Annotated in this window: 16 protein-coding genes; 12 read left to right on the forward strand and 4 right to left on the reverse strand. The window is 39.9% G+C overall.

Annotated elements, in window-relative coordinates; all coding sequences use genetic code 11:
• The first annotated feature begins 10 nt into the window (after window positions 1-10).
• The 7 genes from NMK93_RS11700 to NMK93_RS11730 all read left to right on the forward strand — a co-directional run bounded on the left by NMK93_RS11700 (window position 11) and on the right by NMK93_RS11730 (window position 7,435).
• The gene (locus NMK93_RS11700) at window positions 11-901 is read left to right on the forward strand and encodes a 1-aminocyclopropane-1-carboxylate deaminase/D-cysteine desulfhydrase (RefSeq protein WP_254527420.1); all 891 of its coding nucleotides are present in this window, start codon (window positions 11-13) and stop codon (window positions 899-901) included.
• 99 nt (window positions 902-1,000) lie between these two features.
• Complete coding sequence (locus NMK93_RS11705) at window positions 1,001-2,290, forward strand: BamA/TamA family outer membrane protein (RefSeq protein WP_254527421.1); 1,290 nt, start codon at window positions 1,001-1,003, stop codon at window positions 2,288-2,290.
• A 37-nt stretch (window positions 2,291-2,327) separates the two neighbouring features.
• On the forward strand, window positions 2,328-4,412 hold the full coding sequence (locus NMK93_RS11710; protein WP_254527422.1) for a TonB-dependent receptor: 2,085 nt from the start codon (window positions 2,328-2,330) through the stop codon (window positions 4,410-4,412).
• Window positions 4,413-4,473: 61 nt separating this feature from the next.
• Window positions 4,474-5,145, forward strand: coding sequence for a response regulator transcription factor (locus NMK93_RS11715; RefSeq protein WP_254527423.1), 672 nt, complete (start codon window positions 4,474-4,476; stop codon window positions 5,143-5,145).
• The gene (locus NMK93_RS11720; RefSeq protein WP_254527424.1) at window positions 5,145-6,422 is read left to right on the forward strand and encodes a cell wall metabolism sensor histidine kinase WalK; all 1,278 of its coding nucleotides are present in this window, start codon (window positions 5,145-5,147) and stop codon (window positions 6,420-6,422) included. Before NMK93_RS11715 ends, NMK93_RS11720 begins: the two co-directional genes overlap by 1 nt.
• Window positions 6,423-6,503: 81 nt before the next feature.
• Window positions 6,504-6,947, forward strand: a complete 444-nt coding sequence (locus NMK93_RS11725; RefSeq protein WP_254527425.1) for a PepSY-like domain-containing protein — start codon at window positions 6,504-6,506, stop codon at window positions 6,945-6,947.
• A gap of 38 nt (window positions 6,948-6,985) precedes the next feature.
• Window positions 6,986-7,435, forward strand: a complete 450-nt coding sequence (locus tag NMK93_RS11730) for a PepSY-like domain-containing protein (RefSeq protein WP_254527426.1) — start codon at window positions 6,986-6,988, stop codon at window positions 7,433-7,435.
• 844 nt (window positions 7,436-8,279) lie between these two features.
• Here NMK93_RS11730 and NMK93_RS11735 read toward each other — a convergent pair.
• On the reverse strand, window positions 8,280-9,014 hold the full coding sequence (locus NMK93_RS11735) for an SIMPL domain-containing protein (RefSeq protein ID WP_185212470.1): 735 nt from the start codon (window positions 9,012-9,014) through the stop codon (window positions 8,280-8,282).
• 99 nt (window positions 9,015-9,113) lie between these two features.
• Between NMK93_RS11735 and NMK93_RS11740 the strand changes: the two genes are divergently transcribed.
• Complete coding sequence (locus NMK93_RS11740; protein ID WP_254527427.1) at window positions 9,114-11,909, forward strand: prolyl oligopeptidase family serine peptidase; 2,796 nt, start codon at window positions 9,114-9,116, stop codon at window positions 11,907-11,909.
• A 201-nt stretch (window positions 11,910-12,110) separates the two neighbouring features.
• On the forward strand, window positions 12,111-14,300 hold the full coding sequence (locus NMK93_RS11745) for a glutamine synthetase III (RefSeq protein WP_185216670.1): 2,190 nt from the start codon (window positions 12,111-12,113) through the stop codon (window positions 14,298-14,300).
• 513 nt (window positions 14,301-14,813) lie between these two features.
• Here the strand turns inward: NMK93_RS11745 and NMK93_RS11750 are convergent.
• Complete coding sequence (locus NMK93_RS11750) at window positions 14,814-14,999, reverse strand: hypothetical protein (protein ID WP_254527428.1); 186 nt, start codon at window positions 14,997-14,999, stop codon at window positions 14,814-14,816.
• On the opposite strand from NMK93_RS11750, the gene NMK93_RS11755 reads away from it, so the two are divergent.
• Window positions 14,988-15,266 (forward strand): hypothetical protein, encoded by a 279-nt coding sequence (locus NMK93_RS11755; protein WP_254527429.1) that lies wholly within the window; start codon window positions 14,988-14,990, stop codon window positions 15,264-15,266. The two genes, NMK93_RS11750 and NMK93_RS11755, sit on opposite strands and share 12 nt — an antisense overlap.
• A 98-nt stretch (window positions 15,267-15,364) precedes the next feature.
• On the opposite strand, the gene NMK93_RS11760 is transcribed toward NMK93_RS11755, so the two are convergent.
• A complete protein-coding gene (locus tag NMK93_RS11760; protein ID WP_254527430.1) occupies window positions 15,365-15,808 on the reverse strand; it encodes a putative quinol monooxygenase in 444 nt (147 codons plus the stop codon).
• A gap of 62 nt (window positions 15,809-15,870) precedes the next feature.
• Window positions 15,871-16,995, reverse strand: a complete 1,125-nt coding sequence (locus NMK93_RS11765) for an aldo/keto reductase (protein ID WP_254527431.1) — start codon at window positions 16,993-16,995, stop codon at window positions 15,871-15,873.
• Window positions 16,996-17,198: 203 nt separating this feature from the next.
• Here NMK93_RS11765 and NMK93_RS11770 point away from each other — a divergent pair, with 203 nt between their 5' ends.
• Together NMK93_RS11770 and NMK93_RS11775 are read left to right on the forward strand one after the other, a co-directional pair.
• Complete coding sequence (locus tag NMK93_RS11770; protein WP_254527432.1) at window positions 17,199-18,035, forward strand: MBL fold metallo-hydrolase; 837 nt, start codon at window positions 17,199-17,201, stop codon at window positions 18,033-18,035.
• 7 nt (window positions 18,036-18,042) lie between these two features.
• A complete protein-coding gene (locus tag NMK93_RS11775) occupies window positions 18,043-19,011 on the forward strand; it encodes a YafY family protein (RefSeq protein ID WP_185216674.1) in 969 nt (322 codons plus the stop codon).
• Window positions 19,012-19,016 lie beyond the last annotated feature (5 nt).

Consider the following 19,016-nt stretch of genomic DNA (forward strand, 5'->3'; position numbering starts at 1 on the left):
ATTTTAACACATGCATTTGCCATTTCAAATTTTCAGCCCCGAAGAAGAAATATCGGACCCTCGATTCCAAGAAAAAGATATCAGTCTTTTTATCAAACGTGATGATAAGATCCATCCCTTTATTTCGGGGAACAAATGGCGTAAATTAAAATATCAACTGGAATATGCTAAATCAAAAGACATCAACAATTTAGTGACTTTTGGAGGCGCTTGGTCAAACCATCTGTTGGCCTGTGCTGCTGCAGCAGCAACTTTCGGATTCCAGGCAACCGCCTATGTCCGTGGCGAGGAAATACGAAATCCCGTTTTGGATATGTGCAAAATATTCGGCCTCAAACTCAACTTCGTAGATAGAGAATCTTATAGACACAAAACCGAGCTTTACTCAAAAAAGCACGACCCCCTTAACAGTCTATTTATTGATGAAGGTGGAAAATCCGAGCGCGGACTATTGGGGTGTGCTGAACTAATAACTGAACTCAAACAAGAATACGACCATATCTTTGTAGCTTCAGGAACAGGGACTACGGTCGCTGGACTTCAACTAGGGATTGAAAAAGAAAAACTCAAATCCCAGGTCCATACAGTGCCTGTTTTAAAAGGAGCCGATGGCTTGTTGGCAGATTTCTCCCAATGGAATGTACCGACCGAAAAGATAATTATGCACCCTGATTATCATTTCTCTGGATATGCCAAGACCAAACCAGAATTGATCGCCTTTATCAAGAATTTTGTCAGCTCCACTGGAATCATGGTCGAACCTACCTATACGGGAAAGCTTATGTACGCGGTTTATGATCTCATTGAAAAAGATTATTTCAAACCGAAAAGCAAAATATTGGTTATTCATACAGGTGGGATAACGGGTCTGTTGGGATACCTTGATCTTTTTAACATGTAAAATGACATTAATCTTAAGGTGAAATCACTTATTAATAATATTTTTACGGCCAAATGGATCAGCATTTACCACTAAATCAACCAATAATAAAAAAATAAAATGCGCATAAAGCTGTTATTACTTCTATTATTTGTCCTAGCTCAATTACCATCCTTCGCGCTTCAAATACAAATCCACGATACGGTAAGTACGAAAGAACAAAGGGACAGTGTACTGCCTACGGCCCATTTATACGATATCGTTGATGCATTCCGGGATATTAATCCTTTCAAAAAAGACAACAAACAACCTTCTGGTAAAAGATCTGCAATTTCCTATCTACCCAATATTAACTATAACCCCTCCATAGGCGCCCAAATAGGGATTAAGGCCGTGGGCGGAAAAGTTCTCGGTAATGAACCCAATACCGCCATGTCTATTGCTGCCACCGCTTTAAGTGCCACCACCCGTGGTATTATCGTGGGCTATCTATTGCATGACATCTACACCCCTGGCAACAAATGGAACATAAAGGGCGGGGCCATGGTAGCAAAAGCGGTAGGACTTGATTACGGACTTGGAATTGGCGGAACACTAGAGAACCCCACTGAAGAAGAACTCATCCTGAACAACCCGGATAGACAGCGATATGTCAACAAATATATGGCCTACACCATCAATGAACGGGTATATAAACAGTTATTCCCAGGAGCATTTGTTGGTGTTGGTGTATTTTTCGAATTAAAAAGACAGTTAAGTACAGTAGGTAGCCAAGAAAATATGTCTCCTGTAGAAATTTACAGCCGTTGGAATGATTTCGATCCCACTCGCGTAAACAACAACGGTTTTATGGTCAATATGCAATATATGACCAGGGATAACCCTAACTCTGCCTATAAAGGCTATTATGTGGACATGGTCCTTCGCATGAATCAAACGTGGCTGGGAAGCACACATAATGCCTATCAATTACAGACAGATTTCAGAAAATATTGGCAATTATCCACAGATAGACCAAACCATGTGATTGCTTTTTGGAACTTTGGATCTTATAACCTAGGTGGTAAACTTCCATATATCGATCTTCCCGGTACTGCAAAAGACACTTACGCCCGTAGTGGCCGCGGTTATACCATGGGATATTTCAAAGGAACTTCCTTCTTTTACTCAGAAGTAGAATATAGATACCCAATTTTAAGGAATCAGTTCCTGAGCGGTGTCGTCTTTGCAAATATCCAAACAGCAAATGATAAAATGGGAACCAAGCTTTTCCAGACATGGCAACCAGCTGCTGGCGCCGGCCTGAGATTATTATTTAACAAAGCGACCCGAACTAACCTTTGTATTGATTATGCTTTTGGTAAATTTGGGCAGCATGGTTTATTCTTGGGTTTAAACGAAGCATTCTAATTATTTTTATATTAATATTTTAATAATATTAACCTACATGTATTTTAAACAATTTGGCTTAATCAGCCTTTCAGCGACTATTTCTTTCTTTTCGGCAAATGCACAAACCATTTCAAGGGACACTAGTATCAACGAGATAGCACCTATTGAAATAAAAGCACATTTCAACTCACAAGCCATGCTGGACCTAACGACTTCAGCCAAGGTTGTTTCCAAAAAATTGATAGAATCTCAATCCCCTAGCAGTTTCTTGAGCGCAATCAATACCACCAGCGGATTGAGAATGGAAGAAAGATCACCTGGAAGCTATCGACTTGCACTCCGCGGAAGCATGCTCCGCTCACCATTTGGAGTAAGGAATACCAAGATATATTTAGATGAAATACCTTTTACCGACGCTAGCGGCAACACCTATTTGAATATCCTTGATCCCGTGGGTATCAACAGTATCCAGATCATTAAAGGCCCAGACGGTTCCTTATATGGTCCTAATTCAGGTGGTGTTATCAGATTTATCCCTGAAGGTTTCGGACAGGTCAATAACGAAAAATACTTAATGCTTTCTGGAGGTTCCTTTGGTTTATTCCATGAGCAACTGCAGATTAACCATCAAGTCAATGAAAACTATAATTTTTCATTTGACCAAGCGTACTTGCGATCAGATGGCTATAGGCAACATACCGCAATGGACAAATTGTTTTTCCAGACTGCACATCAGTGGAAATACAATGCCCATGGTAAATTAAAGGGATTCGCACTTTATACCGACATGGGCTATCAAACCCCTGGTGCATTGACCCAACAGCAATATGATGAGGATCCAACACAGTTCAGGCCAGCTGGCGGGCCTTTCCAAAGCGCCAAAGATCAAAAAGCTGCTATTTACAACAAAACATTTATCGGAGGTATTACCAATGAATACCAGATAACAAATAGATTGAAAAATGTGGTTTCCTTATTTGGGAGTTATACCGACCTGGAGAATCCATTTATTACCAATTACGAATCCAGGATTGAGAAAAACCTAGGTTTTAGGACATACTTCTCCTACGAAAATATCGATAAGCAAGATTTCCAATGGGAAATGCAATTAGGAGGCGAAGGACAAAAAGGCTGGTACAATGTCAAGAACTACACAAATAACCTTGGAAAAATTGGTAACCTAACGGATGATGACAAGCTAGAAAACTTTCAACATTTCTATTTCTATAGATTCAAAACCAAACTTTACCAAAAACTTACAGCAGAGGCATCTATCGGCTTGAACTTTAACGATATAAACTTTAAGAAAACAGCCGCAGGCGAAGTCAATGTAAATGGAGAAATCAACTTTGACAAGAGCTGGATGCCTAGATTGGGATTATCCTATGCAGCGACAGATAACTTCGCTATCAGGGCATCCATTTCCAAAGGATACTCAACTCCTACCATTGCCGAAGTTAGGTCCTCAGACAATCAGATCAACCAAAACCTCAACACTGAAACCGGTGTAAACTATGAAGCTGGAATTCGTTTTGAAACCCATGACCGTAGATTTATTGCCGATCTTGCTGCCTATAACTACCAAATGAAAAATGGTATCATCAGACAATTGAACGATGCCGGAAATGAATTTTTCCAAAATGCAGGTAGAATTGACCAAAAGGGAATTGAAGCTCAGGTCCTGACTCAACTGGTTGCCAATGATCATTCAGCATTTTTAAATGGCTTGATCCTATCCAGCAACTTAACTTACCAGGATTATAAATTCAAGGAATATGTGATTGGAGAAAACAATTTCAATGGAAACAAAGTTACTTCCGTTCCGAATTGGATATGGGCAAATACACTTTCATTCAATTTCATTAAGGATATAGATTTAAACATCTTACATAATTTCACATCAAGTATTCCATTAAATGACGCCAATACAGTTTCAGCATCTAAATACCATGTATTGCAAGCCAAAATATCTTGGCTAACCCCTATCTCCAGCAGATACAAATTGCAGGTATTTACAGGTGCCGATAATATCCTGAACGAAAAATACAGCTTAGGAAATGACATAAATGCAATGGGTAACCGTTATTTTAATGCTGCACCTACTCGGAATTTCTATGCCGGAGTCAAGGTAATTTTGTAAGGTTTTTGCTTTTTCCAGATTCTTTCCAGAATCTATTGGCTTTATTGTAAACTGTTATAAGATGAAGATACTAATTATTGAAGACGAGAAAGAGCTATTGCTCACCATGGAAGAATTCCTTAAATCTGAAAACTTCCTAATTGAATCAGCAACAGATTACAATACAGCCCTAGAAAAAGCCATGAACTATCAATATGACTGCATTTTACTGGATATCATGCTCCCCGGAGGCAGTGGACTCGATATTTTGCGGGCACTTAAAGAGGAGCATAAAAAACAACCGGTGCTGATCCTTTCGGCAAAAGACTCTGTTGAGGACAAAGTCTTGGGATTAGAGATCGGGGCAGACGATTATCTCGCCAAACCCTTCCACCTTGCTGAATTGCTGGCTAGGGTGAAATCCATTATCCGCAGGAATTCCAATGAAGGTGAACAATGGGTAAAATATAAAAATGTTAGTCTTAACCCCGAGAGCAGAATTGTCCAGATCAATGAAAACCCCATCAACTTCAACCGTAAGGAGTTTGACCTGTTCCACTATTTCCTACTAAGACCGAACAGGTTACTGGAAAAAACAAGTTTAGTGGAGTCGGTTTGGGGAGACCATACCGATCAAGCGGACAATCTGGACTTTATCTATTCACAAATTAAAAACATCCGCAAGAAATTGAAAGATTCTTCAGCGGAAATGGATATTCAGGCAGTTTATGGGGTCGGGTATAAATTAGTATAATGTCGGTATCAATAAAATATTACACCAATAAGTTTCTGGCCATTGCCATCCTGATCATTATGGCAGTATGGGCATTGCTGTTCTATGCCTTCCTGATGGATGAGGTCTATGATAACATCGATGATGGCTTAAAGAACCAAAAGCTAGAAATTATCCGAGAAGCCTACAACAATCCCGATATTATCAATAATAACAAGGAATATGGGATAAACCAGTTCAAGATCTACCCGACCGAAGCCAAGGAAGATATTGACAAAAACCATTTTTCAAGGGAATTTATGTATATGCCCTATGATGATGAGGATGAACCATACAGAATCTTAAGAACGGGCTTCTACTCAAAAGATAGGATAGCCTATGGCCTGGACATCAGAACATCCACTGTCGAAGAGGATGATTACCTGATCAATCTCGCCATAGCGCTTGCAGTTTTATACCTTGTAATCGTTTTAAGCATATTGATCATCAATTATTTCGTGATGAGCAAGGGCTGGAAACCATTTCAAAATATTTTAAAAAACCTAAGCAACTACCGATTTGGTCATAGTAAAACCTTCGAATCCACCGTCACCAAGGTCAAGGAGTTTGAAGAGCTAAATACCCAGATCAAGCAAATGATAGACCGCAATGAAGGCCTATTCGAAGAACAAAAGCTGTTTTTGGAGAATGCATCCCATGAGCTCCAAACGCCTTTGGCCATTACTATCGGCAAATTAGACCTGCTCCTGCAAGAAGGTGACCTCCCTGAGGAAAAAACCATTAAGATTGCTGAAGCTAAACAGGCTCTTCACCGGATGGTGGCCCTGAATAAATCCTTGCTTATGCTTTCCAGGATCGAAAACAACCAATACAGCAGCAGCACTGAGGTCAATTTCAATGACCTGATCAAAAGGAAACTGGAAGAACTGGAGGATTTCATTCAATTCAAGGAACTAAAAGTCGATTTTATCCAGCATGATCAATTTATTGCTAATCTCAACTTTGACCTTGCCCACATCTTGATTTCCAACCTGCTTAGGAATGCCATAAAATACAATTATAAAGAAGGGTTTATCCGAATAACGGTAAACAAAAGAGAGATTGACTTTGCCAATAGCAGTGAAAATGGAGCCTTAAACCCACAGTATATCTTCAAACGCTTCCATAAAGGCAATCAGGATAGTCAATCCAATGGGCTAGGTCTATCGATCGTTCAAACGATCCTGGACAAATACCCTCATATCCAAATTGAATACGGATATGCCCAAGCAGAACAGCATTTTAAACTAAAAATTTGAAATAATTCAGAAATAATCCCCTTTTTCCCAATTCTTTCCAGATTTGACATAGAAATTTGATTAAACAAAAAATTAAACGACATGAAAAATCTAATAAAAACACTGATGTTATTGTTTATTGCTGGATCATCTTTCCAAGCAATGGCTCAGGAAAAAGTAATTGAAGTTGCAAACTTGCCTAAAACAGCGCAAAACTTCCTTCAAAAGCATTATGCAAATGATAAAGTTGCCTTGACAAAATCTGAAAAGGAAACATTATCTTCTATTGAATACAAGGTAGTGCTTGCAAGTGGAACTGAAGTAGAATTTGATAGCAAGGGTGAATGGACTGAAGTAGATGCAAATACTGTTGCAGTACCTCAAGACATCGTTCCTGCAAAAATTAAATCTTATGTTCAAAAAAGCTTCCCTGACAACAATATCGTACAGATCAAAAAAGAAAAAAAGGGATATGAAGTTGAATTAACCAACGGAATCGAAGTTAAATTCAACAAAAATGCTGACTTCATCAAGATTGATGACTAATTGAAATACACACACAATAATCTTAATAAAACTTTAAAATGAAAAAATTACTTCTAGCACTAACTGTTCTTCTATCATTCGCTACTTTAACGATGTCTTGTGATAAAGAGTCTGTAATTACTGAGGATCAGCTTCCACAAAGTGCAAATCAATTCTTAAACGAAAACTTCAAAGGCGTGAAAATCTTATCCGTAGTTGAAGAAAAAGAAGGGCTTTCTGGAAAAGAATTTGATGTACTCCTTGATAACGGAATAGAAATCAAATTCGACAAAAATGGTCAATGGTTAGATATCTATGCTAAAGCCGATACAGCAACATTACCAGATAATTTGATCCCTACAGCTATCAGAGACTATGTAAAACAAAACTATGCTAATGCTGGCATCAATAGCATTGAAAAAGAAAAACACGGCTACGATGTCGAACTTACAAACGGCTTAGATCTTGTATTCGACAAAGACGGTAAATTCGTTAGGATAGATCCGTAAAAGTAGTATTTAGTAGAAAGTATTTAGTATTTAGACAAAAAGGTCCTGTGGAACATCATAGGACCTTTCTTTATATCATTAATTAGTATTTAGTAGTAAGTATTTAGTATTAAGACGGTTTGTTACTGTAGAGAAAGAAACCAGCGGGGTGTGACATCTTTATAGAAATTGTATGTTTGAAATGGTCAACCCACAGAGTGGGTGAAATGTTTATAGAAAGGTAAATCGTCAAAAGGACAACCCCTAGCGGGGGGTGAAATATTTTTCTATAACCCTTTTGTGTCACCCTGAAGGCTCGGCCGAAGGGTCTCGGAACTAAGCAGGCTTGCCAAAAACAGTTTTCTCATCTTGCGATTCGAAATGACCCGCATCCCTAAAAAAATAAGAAATAGATTCTTCGTTTTACTCTGAATCCCTCTCAGGAGGCTTCCAATTCTGAACGATCAGTGAAGAATCTGTACGTGAATGCCTCAAAATGTTCTTGTCATTCTTGATCGAAGATCAAGGACCTGTTCGCCAATGAAATTAGGTTTGCATAGTTCCAAGATTCTTCCTGCGTCAGAATGACACCGTGGCGGAAACCGAAAATGTAGGAAAGCACGTATTACAAACCTATTATTTATTCAAAATATGAAGCGGGCGAATGCGATTCGCCCCTATGGAAATATGATTAAATATAGTCTTAGAAACTACGTTCAAACCATGATCTTGGTCCATCCTCTCATCCTCGGTGGGTGAGCGGAGTCGAACCCCAATCCTGGTTCAAATACCAAGTCCACCACAAGTCTAAATACTAAATACTAAATACTAAATACTATATACTTAAATACTATATACTTAAATACTATTCAGATAAATAACTAGTCTTCACGGTAATATTCGCGGTTTTCTTTCTTGAGGTCACGTTAAAGGCACCACCATAGGAATATTCTTCATTTTCGTTCTGACCGGTAATCTGAAAAATCCCTAAATCGGCTTTCACTAGAGAACCTAATGAGGATCCAGCTTCTTTAGCAATGTTTTCTGCCCTTACCTTTGCATTCTGGGAAGCTTCCGAGATCAACTTCAATTTCAGGTCTTCAAGACCCGAGAAATAGTAGTTAGGAGCATTGGAGGCCAACTCTACCCCTTGCGAGATCAAGGTGGAGATTTCACGCGAAGCGTTGGCAACCTTATCTAAATCTTTTGATTCAATGGAAACATTTTGCGAAAGGCTATATCCGGTAAAGGTATTGAAGCTATTTCCATTCTGATCGGTATGGTAGGTAAAGTCACGGGCAATATTAACGGCATTGAACAGAATCTCTTTTTCATTGATCCCTTGGCGAACCAAAAAATCCTTCACCAATTCACGATCTCGCTTCAATTGTTCGGAAGCTTCACTTAAATCCATGGATTTACGGCTGAACACTGCAGACCATTTCACGATATCAGACTCAAAATTAGTCATCGCATTACCGGTCACATTAATCGTATTGGAATTTCTGTACTTATACTTATAGGCATTACCAAAGATCATGGCAAACACAATGATGGATAGGCCGGCGATAATACTGATTATAATACCTGTGTTTTTCATATAAAGTGAATTAATGCGATTATACTAAAATTGTTATCTTTTAACCTAACCTAAGTTAACAAATTTTGGGTATTATTGAAATTCCAAACATCAATTTATATGAAACGTAAATTTGGCTTAATACTATTTGGTTTAAGTGCAATTTCACTAACTTATGCACAGAAAAAACCAATTGATCACACTGTTTATGATTCCTGGAATGTTATCAGTAAACCTGAGATCAGCAAATCTGGAAATCTGATTTATTATAGCATTACCCCACAAGAAGGTGATGCGACTTCCATTGTAAAAAATGCAAACAATCAACAACTGCTTCAAATCCCTAGAGGTGCAGACCTTAAGCTGACCAAGGATGAAAAACATTTGATTGGTTTAATCAAAGCTCCTTTTCAGGAAGTAAGGCAGGCAAAGATCAAGAAAAAGAAACCTGATGAAATGCCGAAGGACTCTCTTTTGGTCTTTAATATCGCTAAAAACCAGTCCAGCAAATTTGCACAGGTGAAATCCTATAAAATCGCTAAGGATGGAAATGACTTCGTTGCCTTCCTGCACGAAACCATCATCCCCAAAAGCTCGGACAGCAGTAAAACGAAATCTGCATCCAAAAAGGAAAAACCTACCCCTACCTTAACGGTCCTCAACTTAAATACGGCTGATACAAGCAATATCTTAAAAGCGGATAGTTACGAGTGGAGTGATGACGGGAAATTCTTGGTTTACTCCATTAAAGGTCCAGAAAAAGACTCCTTAAATGAATCCGGTCTATTTATTATGGACCTTGCCAACAAATCCAAAAAGAAAATAAGCTCAGGCAAAGGAACCTATAAGAACATTCAGTTTGATGATGCTACAAAGCAACTGAGCTTCTTAGCGGACAAGACTCCTGAAAAATCCCTATTAAAGGAATATAAGCTTTATTACTATACCGCAAACCAAGACTCCGCCGTGATATTGGCTGATAGAAATTCCAATGGGATTCCTCAAAACTGGTTTGTATCCGGTGATGGCTCCTTAACCTTTAGCAAATCTGGAAAAAGACTGTTTTTCGGATTGGCTCCAATTCCAAGGGTAAAGGACACCACTTTAGTGGAATTCGAGCATGCCAAAGTGGATATCTGGCACTGGCAAGATGATTACCTGCAACCTATGCAATTGGTTAACCTAAGAAGAGACCTATCCAGGAACTATACCGCCATGGTCAATCTGGCCTCCAATAGAAATGTGATTCCATTATCTGATGAAACATTCAATAGAATCTCCTTGACCGGCGATGCTGACAACGAATGGGCGATGGCGACTTCCGACAAGGAATACAGAATAGAAACCCAATGGGAAGGTGGCATGCGTTCTGATATCTACGCTATATCAACCCTGACAGGTAAAAATAAATTGGTCACAAAATCCAACTCTGGATATGCTGCATTAGCACCAAACGGCGATTATGTCGTTTATTTCAACCGTAGCAATGGTAATTGGTACAGCTTCCATATCGCATCTGAAAGCACGAAACAACTGAATGAAGGCTTGCAAGTCAGCTTTGTGGATGAAGAAAATGATGTCCCTGCCGCTCCAGGACCCTATGGAATCGCTGGATGGTCAAAGGATGGCAAATACATCTATATCAATGACCGATATGATATCTGGAAATTAAGCCTTGATGGAAAAAACAAAACCAACCTAACCAACGGCCTTGGAAGACAAAACCAAATGGTCTATCGTATGGAAAACCTATATAGGAACGATGACCCAAGGATCAATTACAACCAGATCGATGAGTCAAAGACTGTTTTCTTAAATGGTTTCAATAAAATCGACAAAAATCAAGGTCTCTATAAATTAGGAAAAAAAGAAATCAGCAAACTATGGTCAGGTCCGCATACTTATAGAATGCTTAATGCGGATGAAAAATTGAACAAGCTTATCTATACAAAAGAGGATTACCAGCATTCACCGGATCTATATCTATTAGCGAATTTCAAAAACGAAACCAGACTATCCGATATTAACCCTCAACAGGCGAATTACAATTGGGGAACGGCTGAATTGGTACATTGGACTACACCAAAAGGCTATAAATCGGAAGGTATTCTCTATAAGCCTGAAGATTTCGATCCGAATAAGAAATATCCGATTATTGCTTATTTCTACGAAACGCTATCAGATGGGCTATATGGCTACCAAGCGCCGGCTCCTACTCCATCCCGTTTGAATATCCCTTATTTCGTAAGTAACGGTTATTTGGTCTTCGCACCGGACATCCGTTATGAAACTGGCTATCCAGGAAGATCAGCTGAAGAGTTTATTAATTCAGGTATGCATCATTTGGCTAGAAACAACAATTGGGTGGACTCCACTAAAATGGGAATCCAAGGACAGAGCTGGGGTGGTTATCAAGTTGCCCACCTGATTACCCGTACCGATATGTATGCCGCAGCATGGGCTGGTGCTCCCGTTGTCAACATGACCTCGGCCTACGGTGGAATCCGTTGGGGAACGGGAATGTCCAGACAGTTCCAATATGAGAATACACAAAGCCGTATCGGAAAGCCGCTTTGGGAAGCTAGAGATCTATATATAGAGAACTCGCCACTGTTCTTTATGGACAAGGTCAACACACCTGTGGCGATCATGCACAACGACAATGACGGAGCTGTGCCTTGGTACCAAGGGATTGAATTCTTTACTGCATTGAGAAGATTGAATAAACCAGTTTGGTTATTGAACTATAACGGTGATGACCACAATCTAATCCAAAGACAGAACCGAAAAGACATTCAAATTCGCGAAGCTCAATTCTTTGATCACTTCCTAAAAGGAAAACCAGCAGCAAATTGGATCAAAAAAGGAGTCAAAGCAACAGAAAAAGGTATAGATTGGGGCCTTGAAGTCAACTAATTTTACAATAGAAACTCAAAACAGGCGGTAATTCTTGGGAATTACCGCCTGTTTTTGTTAAAAAACACTAAAAACCATACTTTTTTACATTTTTTTTCAAAAATTTTATCCAAGTAAAATGTTTTTACTATACTTTTGATAAAAATTTAGAAGAAAAAATCAGTAATCAACAAAAACTTAAGTATATCTAATATTAACAGCATGTTAAACTCCAGACTAGCCGCAGTTGAAACTGCCTCAAAGCACATGTTCAATGAAACAACTGAGGTAAATTCAGAACGCGCAATTCACATTTTCAATAAAAATGTGTTCAGCATCTCTAAAATGAGAGATTACCTTTCAAAGTCTACTTTTAGCGAATTAAAATCATCTATCGACGAAGGAAAACAGATCAGCAGAGAATTAGCAGATTACATCGCGCAAGCCATGAAAACTTGGGCCCTAGAAAATGGTGCTTCGCACTATACCCACTGGTTTCAACCTTTGACTGGATCAACAGCTGAAAAACACGATGCTTTTTTTGAACCGGACACGGATGGAAGCGCAATCGAGAAATTCAACGCGGATGCATTGGTACAACAAGAACCAGATGCTTCTTCTTTCCCGAACGGCGGTATCCGTAATACTTTCGAAGCTAGAGGTTATACTGCTTGGGACCCTTCATCCCCTGCCTTTATCTTTGAAACTGGTGCTGGCAAAACCTTATGTATCCCTACCGTATTCGTTTCTTACACAGGCGAATCCCTAGATTACAAAGCACCTTTATTAAAAGCTATCGCTTCTATTGACAAAGCTGCAACTGATGTTGCTCAATATTTTGATAAAGCCGTTACCAAAGTAAATGCTTCTTTGGGTATCGAACAAGAATATTTCTTGGTTGACCTTGCCTTATATAATGCTCGTCCTGACCTACAATTGACAGGAAGAACCCTATTCGGACACATGTCAGCTAAAGGACAACAATTAGAGGATCATTACTTCGGTGCGATCCCTGAGCGTGTATTAGCTTACATGGTGGACCTTGAAAACGAAGCCCTGAAATTAGGTATCCCTTTGAAAACTCGTCACAACGAGGTTGCCCCTTCTCAATTTGAATGTGCTCCTATGTTTGAAGAGATCAACTTGGCTATCGACCATAACCAATTGTTGATGAACGTAATGGAACAAGTTGCCATTCGTCACAACTTTAAGGTTTTATTACATGAAAAACCGTATAGCGGTGTAAACGGATCCGGAAAACACAATAACTGGTCCTTGATCACCAATACAGGTGTGAACCTGCTTTCGCCAGGAAAAACTCCTAAAAACAACCTGATGTTCTTGACGTTCTTTGTCAACACCATCAAAGCTGTTTATGAGCATGCCGACCTACTGAGAGCATCTATCGCAAGTCACTCCAATGACCACCGCCTAGGTGCCAACGAAGCTCCTCCAGCGATTATCTCTATCTTCTTAGGTTCTCAATTGGATGAAATCCTAGAAGAAGTTGAATCTGCTCGCGTTGCCAAAAAAGTTAAGGCTGATGCAAACCTATGGCACGGTATTCCAAAAATCCCTGATCTGAAATTGGATAACACCGACCGAAACCGTACTTCTCCTTTTGCTTTCACCGGCAATAAATTCGAGTTCCGCGCTGTTGGATCTTCTGCAAACTCAGCATTGCCAATGACCATTTTGAATGCAATCGTTGCTACGCAATTGATTGAATTCAAAAATGAAGTCGACAAACAGATCAAAAAAGGAATCAAGAAAGACCTTGCGATCCTAAACGTTGTCCGTAAATACATCAAAGATTCAAAAGCAATCCGTTTCGAAGGAAATGGCTATAGCGAAGAATGGGAAATTGAAGCGGCTGGCAGAGGACTTTCTAACATCAAGTCTACACCAAAAGCCCTTGATGTCTATGTAAAACCAGAGTCTCTAGAGCTTTTCGAAACCCTAGGAATCTTCTCAAGACGTGAATCTGAAGCTAGACATGAGATCTTATTGGAGAACTTCTTCAAAAAACTTCAAATCGAAGCTCGTGTGATTGGTGATGTCGTAACTAGTCAGATTGCACCTGCATGTTTGATCTATCAAAACCAATTGATTGAAAACGTAAGAGGCCTTAAGGACTTAGGTCTGAGCAAAGAGGCTTACAGTTCACAGCTAAACTATGTGGAGCGTATCTCCAAGCACGTGAACATTATCCTTGAACAGGCAGAGGAAATGCGTCAAGCCCGTAAAAAAGCAAACACCATCGACGACATGCGTGAAAAAGCGATCGCTTACGACGAGGTTGTAAAACCGTTCTTCGACGAAATCCGCTACCATGTCAACAAACTTGAAAAAATCGTTGATGACGCTAAATGGCCTTTGCCAAAATTACGCGAATTGCTTTTCATCCACTAAGCATTAACTAAACAAGAAACAATAACCATTAAGGGGTAATCTGAAAAGATTGCCCCTTTTTTGCTGGGGAGTAGAGGGAACAAAACGCAGTTTTTAGATACTTTCGTTGGGGTTTATTGGATACGCTTTTGAACCAGGATGGAAAGGATGAGAGGATGGGCCAAGAACTGGTTTTGAACCAGGATTAAAAGGATGAGAGGATGGGCCATGATTATGTCCTGCCCACCATTGAAAAGGCGGCAAATACCATAGGGGCATATTTTGAAAGAAAACATTGCGGATTATATTGGCGTACAGGTCCTTTACCTTCGGTAAAGAATGACAGGCAATTTTTATAGTGAACCGTACAGATTCCTCACTAATCGTTCAGAATTGGAAATGGGTTGGGGAGAGATTCAGAGCGCAGCGAAGAATCTATTGTTGTATTTTTTTTAGAATCGTTGTCATCGTGAGCACAGCGAACGAACTATTTTATTTCTTCAAGACAAATTGCAGAAAAATATTTCACCCCTGCTAGGGGTTGGTCTGCTTATTGGCCAAATCTTCTATAAAGATATCACCCCTTCCAAGGGTTTCACAAAACAAACATCCATTCTTCCGGAGGAAGTCCTTTAGCAACCGGCTCATTTCCAATGGCGGAAAAATGGAAAGAATGCCGTTGCCGAGTGCGATGGGATTGGCCTTGGAATGCTTTTTCATGATCATCCCATCAAAAGGGGTGATCTTGCAAAAGATATTCCCGACATCAAGGCATTCTATCCATGTGTAGTGGATGGTGCGAAAAGCCATCTTAAATGGGCCGAAGCGGTTTGGTTACTTTTCCGCGAAAAAGTAACAGAGTTCTTGGCACAGCCGGTGGGTGAGCCTGTCGAACCTCCATCCCGTACCCTGAGCGGCGTCAAAGGGCATCCTGGCACAAAAAAAGAGGGGATTTTCCCTTTCCCCTCAATTGATGCTATTCTTTAATAAAATAACAAACTAACTCCTCAAATATCCCGCTTTTAGCCTTGTTATTTTTATACATATTACGGTATTAGCTACCACAATTACGGTAGTTACTTTTTCTAATCGCTGATATTTTCTTTAATAAAAATCTTCTTGATCAGTCCAACATCCAAGGCATTCATATCTACCAGTTTCAAATCCTTGATCATCTTTAAGGTCGACGATTTATAATGTTGGAAATGTTTGGACTTGATATGGTCCTCATACGCTTTTTGATCCCTATAGATCTCCAAGATCCTGATTTTATGTTTCTCGGCTTGGATCTCCATGGGAAAGATCGATATGACACCCTCCTCCTTCTCTACAGACTCTCTGGCTCCATGCAGAACAATCTCCTTATATTCTTCCCAATATTCTGGAATTACATCAATTTCTGCTATCCTGATCAAGTGAATTTGCTTTTTTTCGCCAAAACCCCCAGATTTTTCTTGAGAAAACAGATTTCCAAAGCTAAAAAGCATTAAAAAAACCAAAAAACTCATCAAATACTCTTTCATTTCCATAGCATAACTGATTTTTTACTAATAATAACGCAAAAGCAGTAAAATTGTTGAGCCAGCAATTCTTAATTATTGATCTGACTTGCCTGCTGACCAACTGCCCTTTCGCCTACAATCTTGATCTTATCCAATGCGGCGGTCAAATCCTTTAATTCTGCCGGATCAAATTGATAATCCCGAGAATCCATGTTTTCTTTCAGGTGTGCCAGTTTAGTGGTTCCCGGAATGGGAACTATAAAAGGTTTGTGGGCCAATAGCCATGCCAATGCTACCTGAGCTACGGTCAACCCTCTATGGTCACCAAAATCCTTAAGCACATCGATCAAAGGCCAATTGGCAATAATGGCATCCTTTTGATAACGAGGCAAGGCTGGTCGGTTATCATTGTCAGAATTATATTTCGTCCGTTCATTGATATAACCCGTTATCAATCCTCTGCTCAATGGACTGTAAGGAACAAAACCTATCCCCAATTCCTCACAAACAGGTATCACTGTGGTTTCAGGTTGGCGGGTAACCAAGGAATACTCACTTTGCAAGGCCGTAACCTGTTGCACAGCATGGGCTTTCCTGATATTTTCAGCACTCGCTTCACTCAAGCCAAAGTTCCTGACTTTCCCTGCCTGGATCAATTCCTTTACAGTTCCGGCAACATCTTCCATCGGAACATTTGGATCAACTCGATGTTGATATAACAAATCTATATAATCTGTCTTCAAGCGTTTTAAGGATTGATCCACCATCTTCTTGATCGTTTCCGGTCTGCTGTCCAAACCTTTGGCCGGAACTCCGTCCACAAAGCCAAACTTGGTTGCTATCAATATATCCTTACGAATAGGCTGTAAGGCCTCTCCTACTAATTCTTCATTGATCCGCGGACCATAAGCTTCGGCGGTATCGAAGAAATTTAAGCCTAATTCTGCTGCTTTTCTAATCAGGTTTATGCTCATCTGACGGTCAGGAACAAAACTGCGGTGAAAACTCATGCCCATACAGCCTAAGCCAAATGCGGACACCGCTAATTGATGTTTTCCAGATCCTAACAGCCTCTTTCCTGTTTCCTGAAAATTGAGGCTACTGTCTTTATTTATTTCCATGGTTGAACTAGCAAATAAAACATTGGAGCTGATCAGTCCCAATCCTGCTAATGCTCCATTCTTTAAAAATTCTCTACGATTGTTTGTCCTCATATTCTCTGATGGTTTAATGTATTCCAAAGGTCTGTAGAATAAACAATTAAAAGCTTATATGGATTACAGGATTAACTACCAATTTTACTTTTGACTTTCATTATACCGAAAATCTCAAATTATACTTGGTTTAGCCGACATAAAACATCAATTTTATAATAATTGGCTTACCTGCCAAATGAGAACATTAAATGTAATCACAAATGAAACTACATAGCATAGATACTGGATTTTTCAAATTAGATGGCGGTGCCATGTTTGGCGTTGTACCAAAAAGCCTCTGGCAGAGAACGAATCCAGCTGACGAAAACAACTTATGTACCTGGGCAAACCGTTTGATGCTTATTGAGGATGGCAAGCGATTGACGCTGGTCGATACTGGGATCGGCGACAAGCAGGATGAAAAATTCTTTAGCCACCTCCATATGCATGGCGACGATACGTTGGATAAGTCTTTAGCTAAACTTGGTTTCCACCGTGATGACATTAGCGATGTAATATTGACCCATTTGCATTTTGACCATTGTGGTGATGCCATTAAAAGAGAAGGTGAAAAACTATTGCCAGCATTCAAAAATGCAAGATATTGGTCCAATAAGGATCATTGGGAGTGGGCAGTTAATCCTAATCCAAGGGAGAAAGCGTCTTTTTTGAAGGAGAACATTATGCCAATCCAAGAAAGTGGGCAACTGAACTTTATCGATATCGAAAGTCCTCAATACGACACTGAGATCCATATGCGCTTTGCCTATGGCCATACCGAGGCCATGATGCTTCCGCAGATCCAATATAAAGGAAAAACCATTCTCTACATGGCGGACTTACTGCCTTCTGTAGGACATATTCCAATTGCCTATGTCATGGGCTATGATGTGAGACCACTGGTAACCATGCAGGAAAGACAAGATTACTGGAAAGAGATCGTTGATAATGAATATATCATGTTCTTCGAGCATGACTCCGTAAATGAGTGCGCAACCTTGCAGTACACCGAAAAAGGAATTAGACTGAAAGACACTTTTAAATTAAGCGAAATCTAAGCTATTCATGTCCGTAGATATCAAGAAAAGATTCGACCGTATTGTTGAGATATTGATTCAATTGCAATCCAAAAGGGTTGTGAAGGCGCAGGAATTGGCCGATCGCTTTGATGTCAGCCTTCGTACCATTTATAGGGACATTAAAAGCCTGGAGCAGGCAGGTGTTCCATTGATTGGTGAAGCTGGAATGGGCTACAGCATTATGGACGGTTACCGACTTCCGCCGGTTTCATTCAGTAAGGAAGAAGCCCTTTGCTTTGTCGCTACGGAAAAGTTGGCCGAGAAATACCTTGATCAAGCAGGTTTCTCGCTTTACTCTTCCGCATTGATGAAAATCAAGGCCATCTTAAAGAGCAATGACCAAGACCTAGTGACGAATATGCAGGAACAGATCATCATGCGCAAACAGCATGTACCTATCTTCCCTGAAAAGGTTCCGCATGTATTGAGTACCGCCATTGAAGCTATTGCCAATAAAACCCAGATCCAAATTGAATACCAAGGCATCAAGGATGACGAAGCCATCCTAAGGATTATCGAACCTATTGGCATTGTCCACGAGATAGGGTTTTGGTATATCGTTGCCTATTGCCTGCAACGTATGGACTTCAGGCAGTTCCGGAGCGATCGGATTGCACAGGTCACAGCGCTAGAAAACAAGTTCAGCAAAAGGCATATCAGCATTGATGAATACATGTCGAACCAGAAATCCCCCGAGCTACCCAAGATCAAATCCAAGGTTCTGGTTAGCCGTGACTTCGCTCCTTTTATGCGCTGGCAAAGAAACACTTATGGATTTGTATCTGAAGCTAAGGTTGGGGATAAAATAGAAATGGTTTTTGAAAGCCGAGACATCGAACATGAGTTCCCGAGATGGCTCATGATGTTTGGCGACAAGATAGAAATAAAAGAGCCTGAAGAGCTTAAGCACAGCTTTAATAAACTCTTTCAGGCTATACAAAACAACATAAAATAGTATTT

It is taken from the genome of Sphingobacterium sp. LZ7M1, assembly GCF_024296865.1.
In the GTDB taxonomy this organism is placed as follows: Bacteria; Bacteroidota; Bacteroidia; order Sphingobacteriales; family Sphingobacteriaceae; genus Sphingobacterium.

Bases quoted from the DNA above. Each gene is read 5' to 3' on its own strand.
- NMK93_RS11700 (WP_254527420.1), top strand. From the start codon at position 11: ATGCATTTGCCATTTCAAATTTTCAGCCCCGAAGAAGAAATATCGGAC.
- NMK93_RS11705 (WP_254527421.1), top strand. From the start codon at position 1,001: ATGCGCATAAAGCTGTTATTACTTCTATTATTTGTCCTAGCTCAATTA.
- NMK93_RS11710 (WP_254527422.1), top strand. From the start codon at position 2,328: ATGTATTTTAAACAATTTGGCTTAATCAGCCTTTCAGCGACTATTTCT.
- NMK93_RS11715 (WP_254527423.1), top strand. From the start codon at position 4,474: ATGAAGATACTAATTATTGAAGACGAGAAAGAGCTATTGCTCACCATG.
- NMK93_RS11720 (WP_254527424.1), top strand. From the start codon at position 5,145: ATGTCGGTATCAATAAAATATTACACCAATAAGTTTCTGGCCATTGCC.
- NMK93_RS11725 (WP_254527425.1), top strand. From the start codon at position 6,504: ATGAAAAATCTAATAAAAACACTGATGTTATTGTTTATTGCTGGATCA.
- NMK93_RS11730 (WP_254527426.1), top strand. From the start codon at position 6,986: ATGAAAAAATTACTTCTAGCACTAACTGTTCTTCTATCATTCGCTACT.
- NMK93_RS11735 (WP_185212470.1), bottom strand. From the start codon at position 9,014: ATGAAAAACACAGGTATTATAATCAGTATTATCGCCGGCCTATCCATC.
- NMK93_RS11740 (WP_254527427.1), top strand. From the start codon at position 9,114: ATGAAACGTAAATTTGGCTTAATACTATTTGGTTTAAGTGCAATTTCA.
- NMK93_RS11745 (WP_185216670.1), top strand. From the start codon at position 12,111: ATGTTAAACTCCAGACTAGCCGCAGTTGAAACTGCCTCAAAGCACATG.
- NMK93_RS11755 (WP_254527429.1), top strand. From the start codon at position 14,988: ATGCTTTTTCATGATCATCCCATCAAAAGGGGTGATCTTGCAAAAGAT.
- NMK93_RS11750 (WP_254527428.1), bottom strand. From the start codon at position 14,999: ATGAAAAAGCATTCCAAGGCCAATCCCATCGCACTCGGCAACGGCATT.
- NMK93_RS11760 (WP_254527430.1), bottom strand. From the start codon at position 15,808: ATGGAAATGAAAGAGTATTTGATGAGTTTTTTGGTTTTTTTAATGCTT.
- NMK93_RS11765 (WP_254527431.1), bottom strand. From the start codon at position 16,995: ATGAGGACAAACAATCGTAGAGAATTTTTAAAGAATGGAGCATTAGCA.
- NMK93_RS11770 (WP_254527432.1), top strand. From the start codon at position 17,199: ATGAAACTACATAGCATAGATACTGGATTTTTCAAATTAGATGGCGGT.
- NMK93_RS11775 (WP_185216674.1), top strand. From the start codon at position 18,043: ATGTCCGTAGATATCAAGAAAAGATTCGACCGTATTGTTGAGATATTG.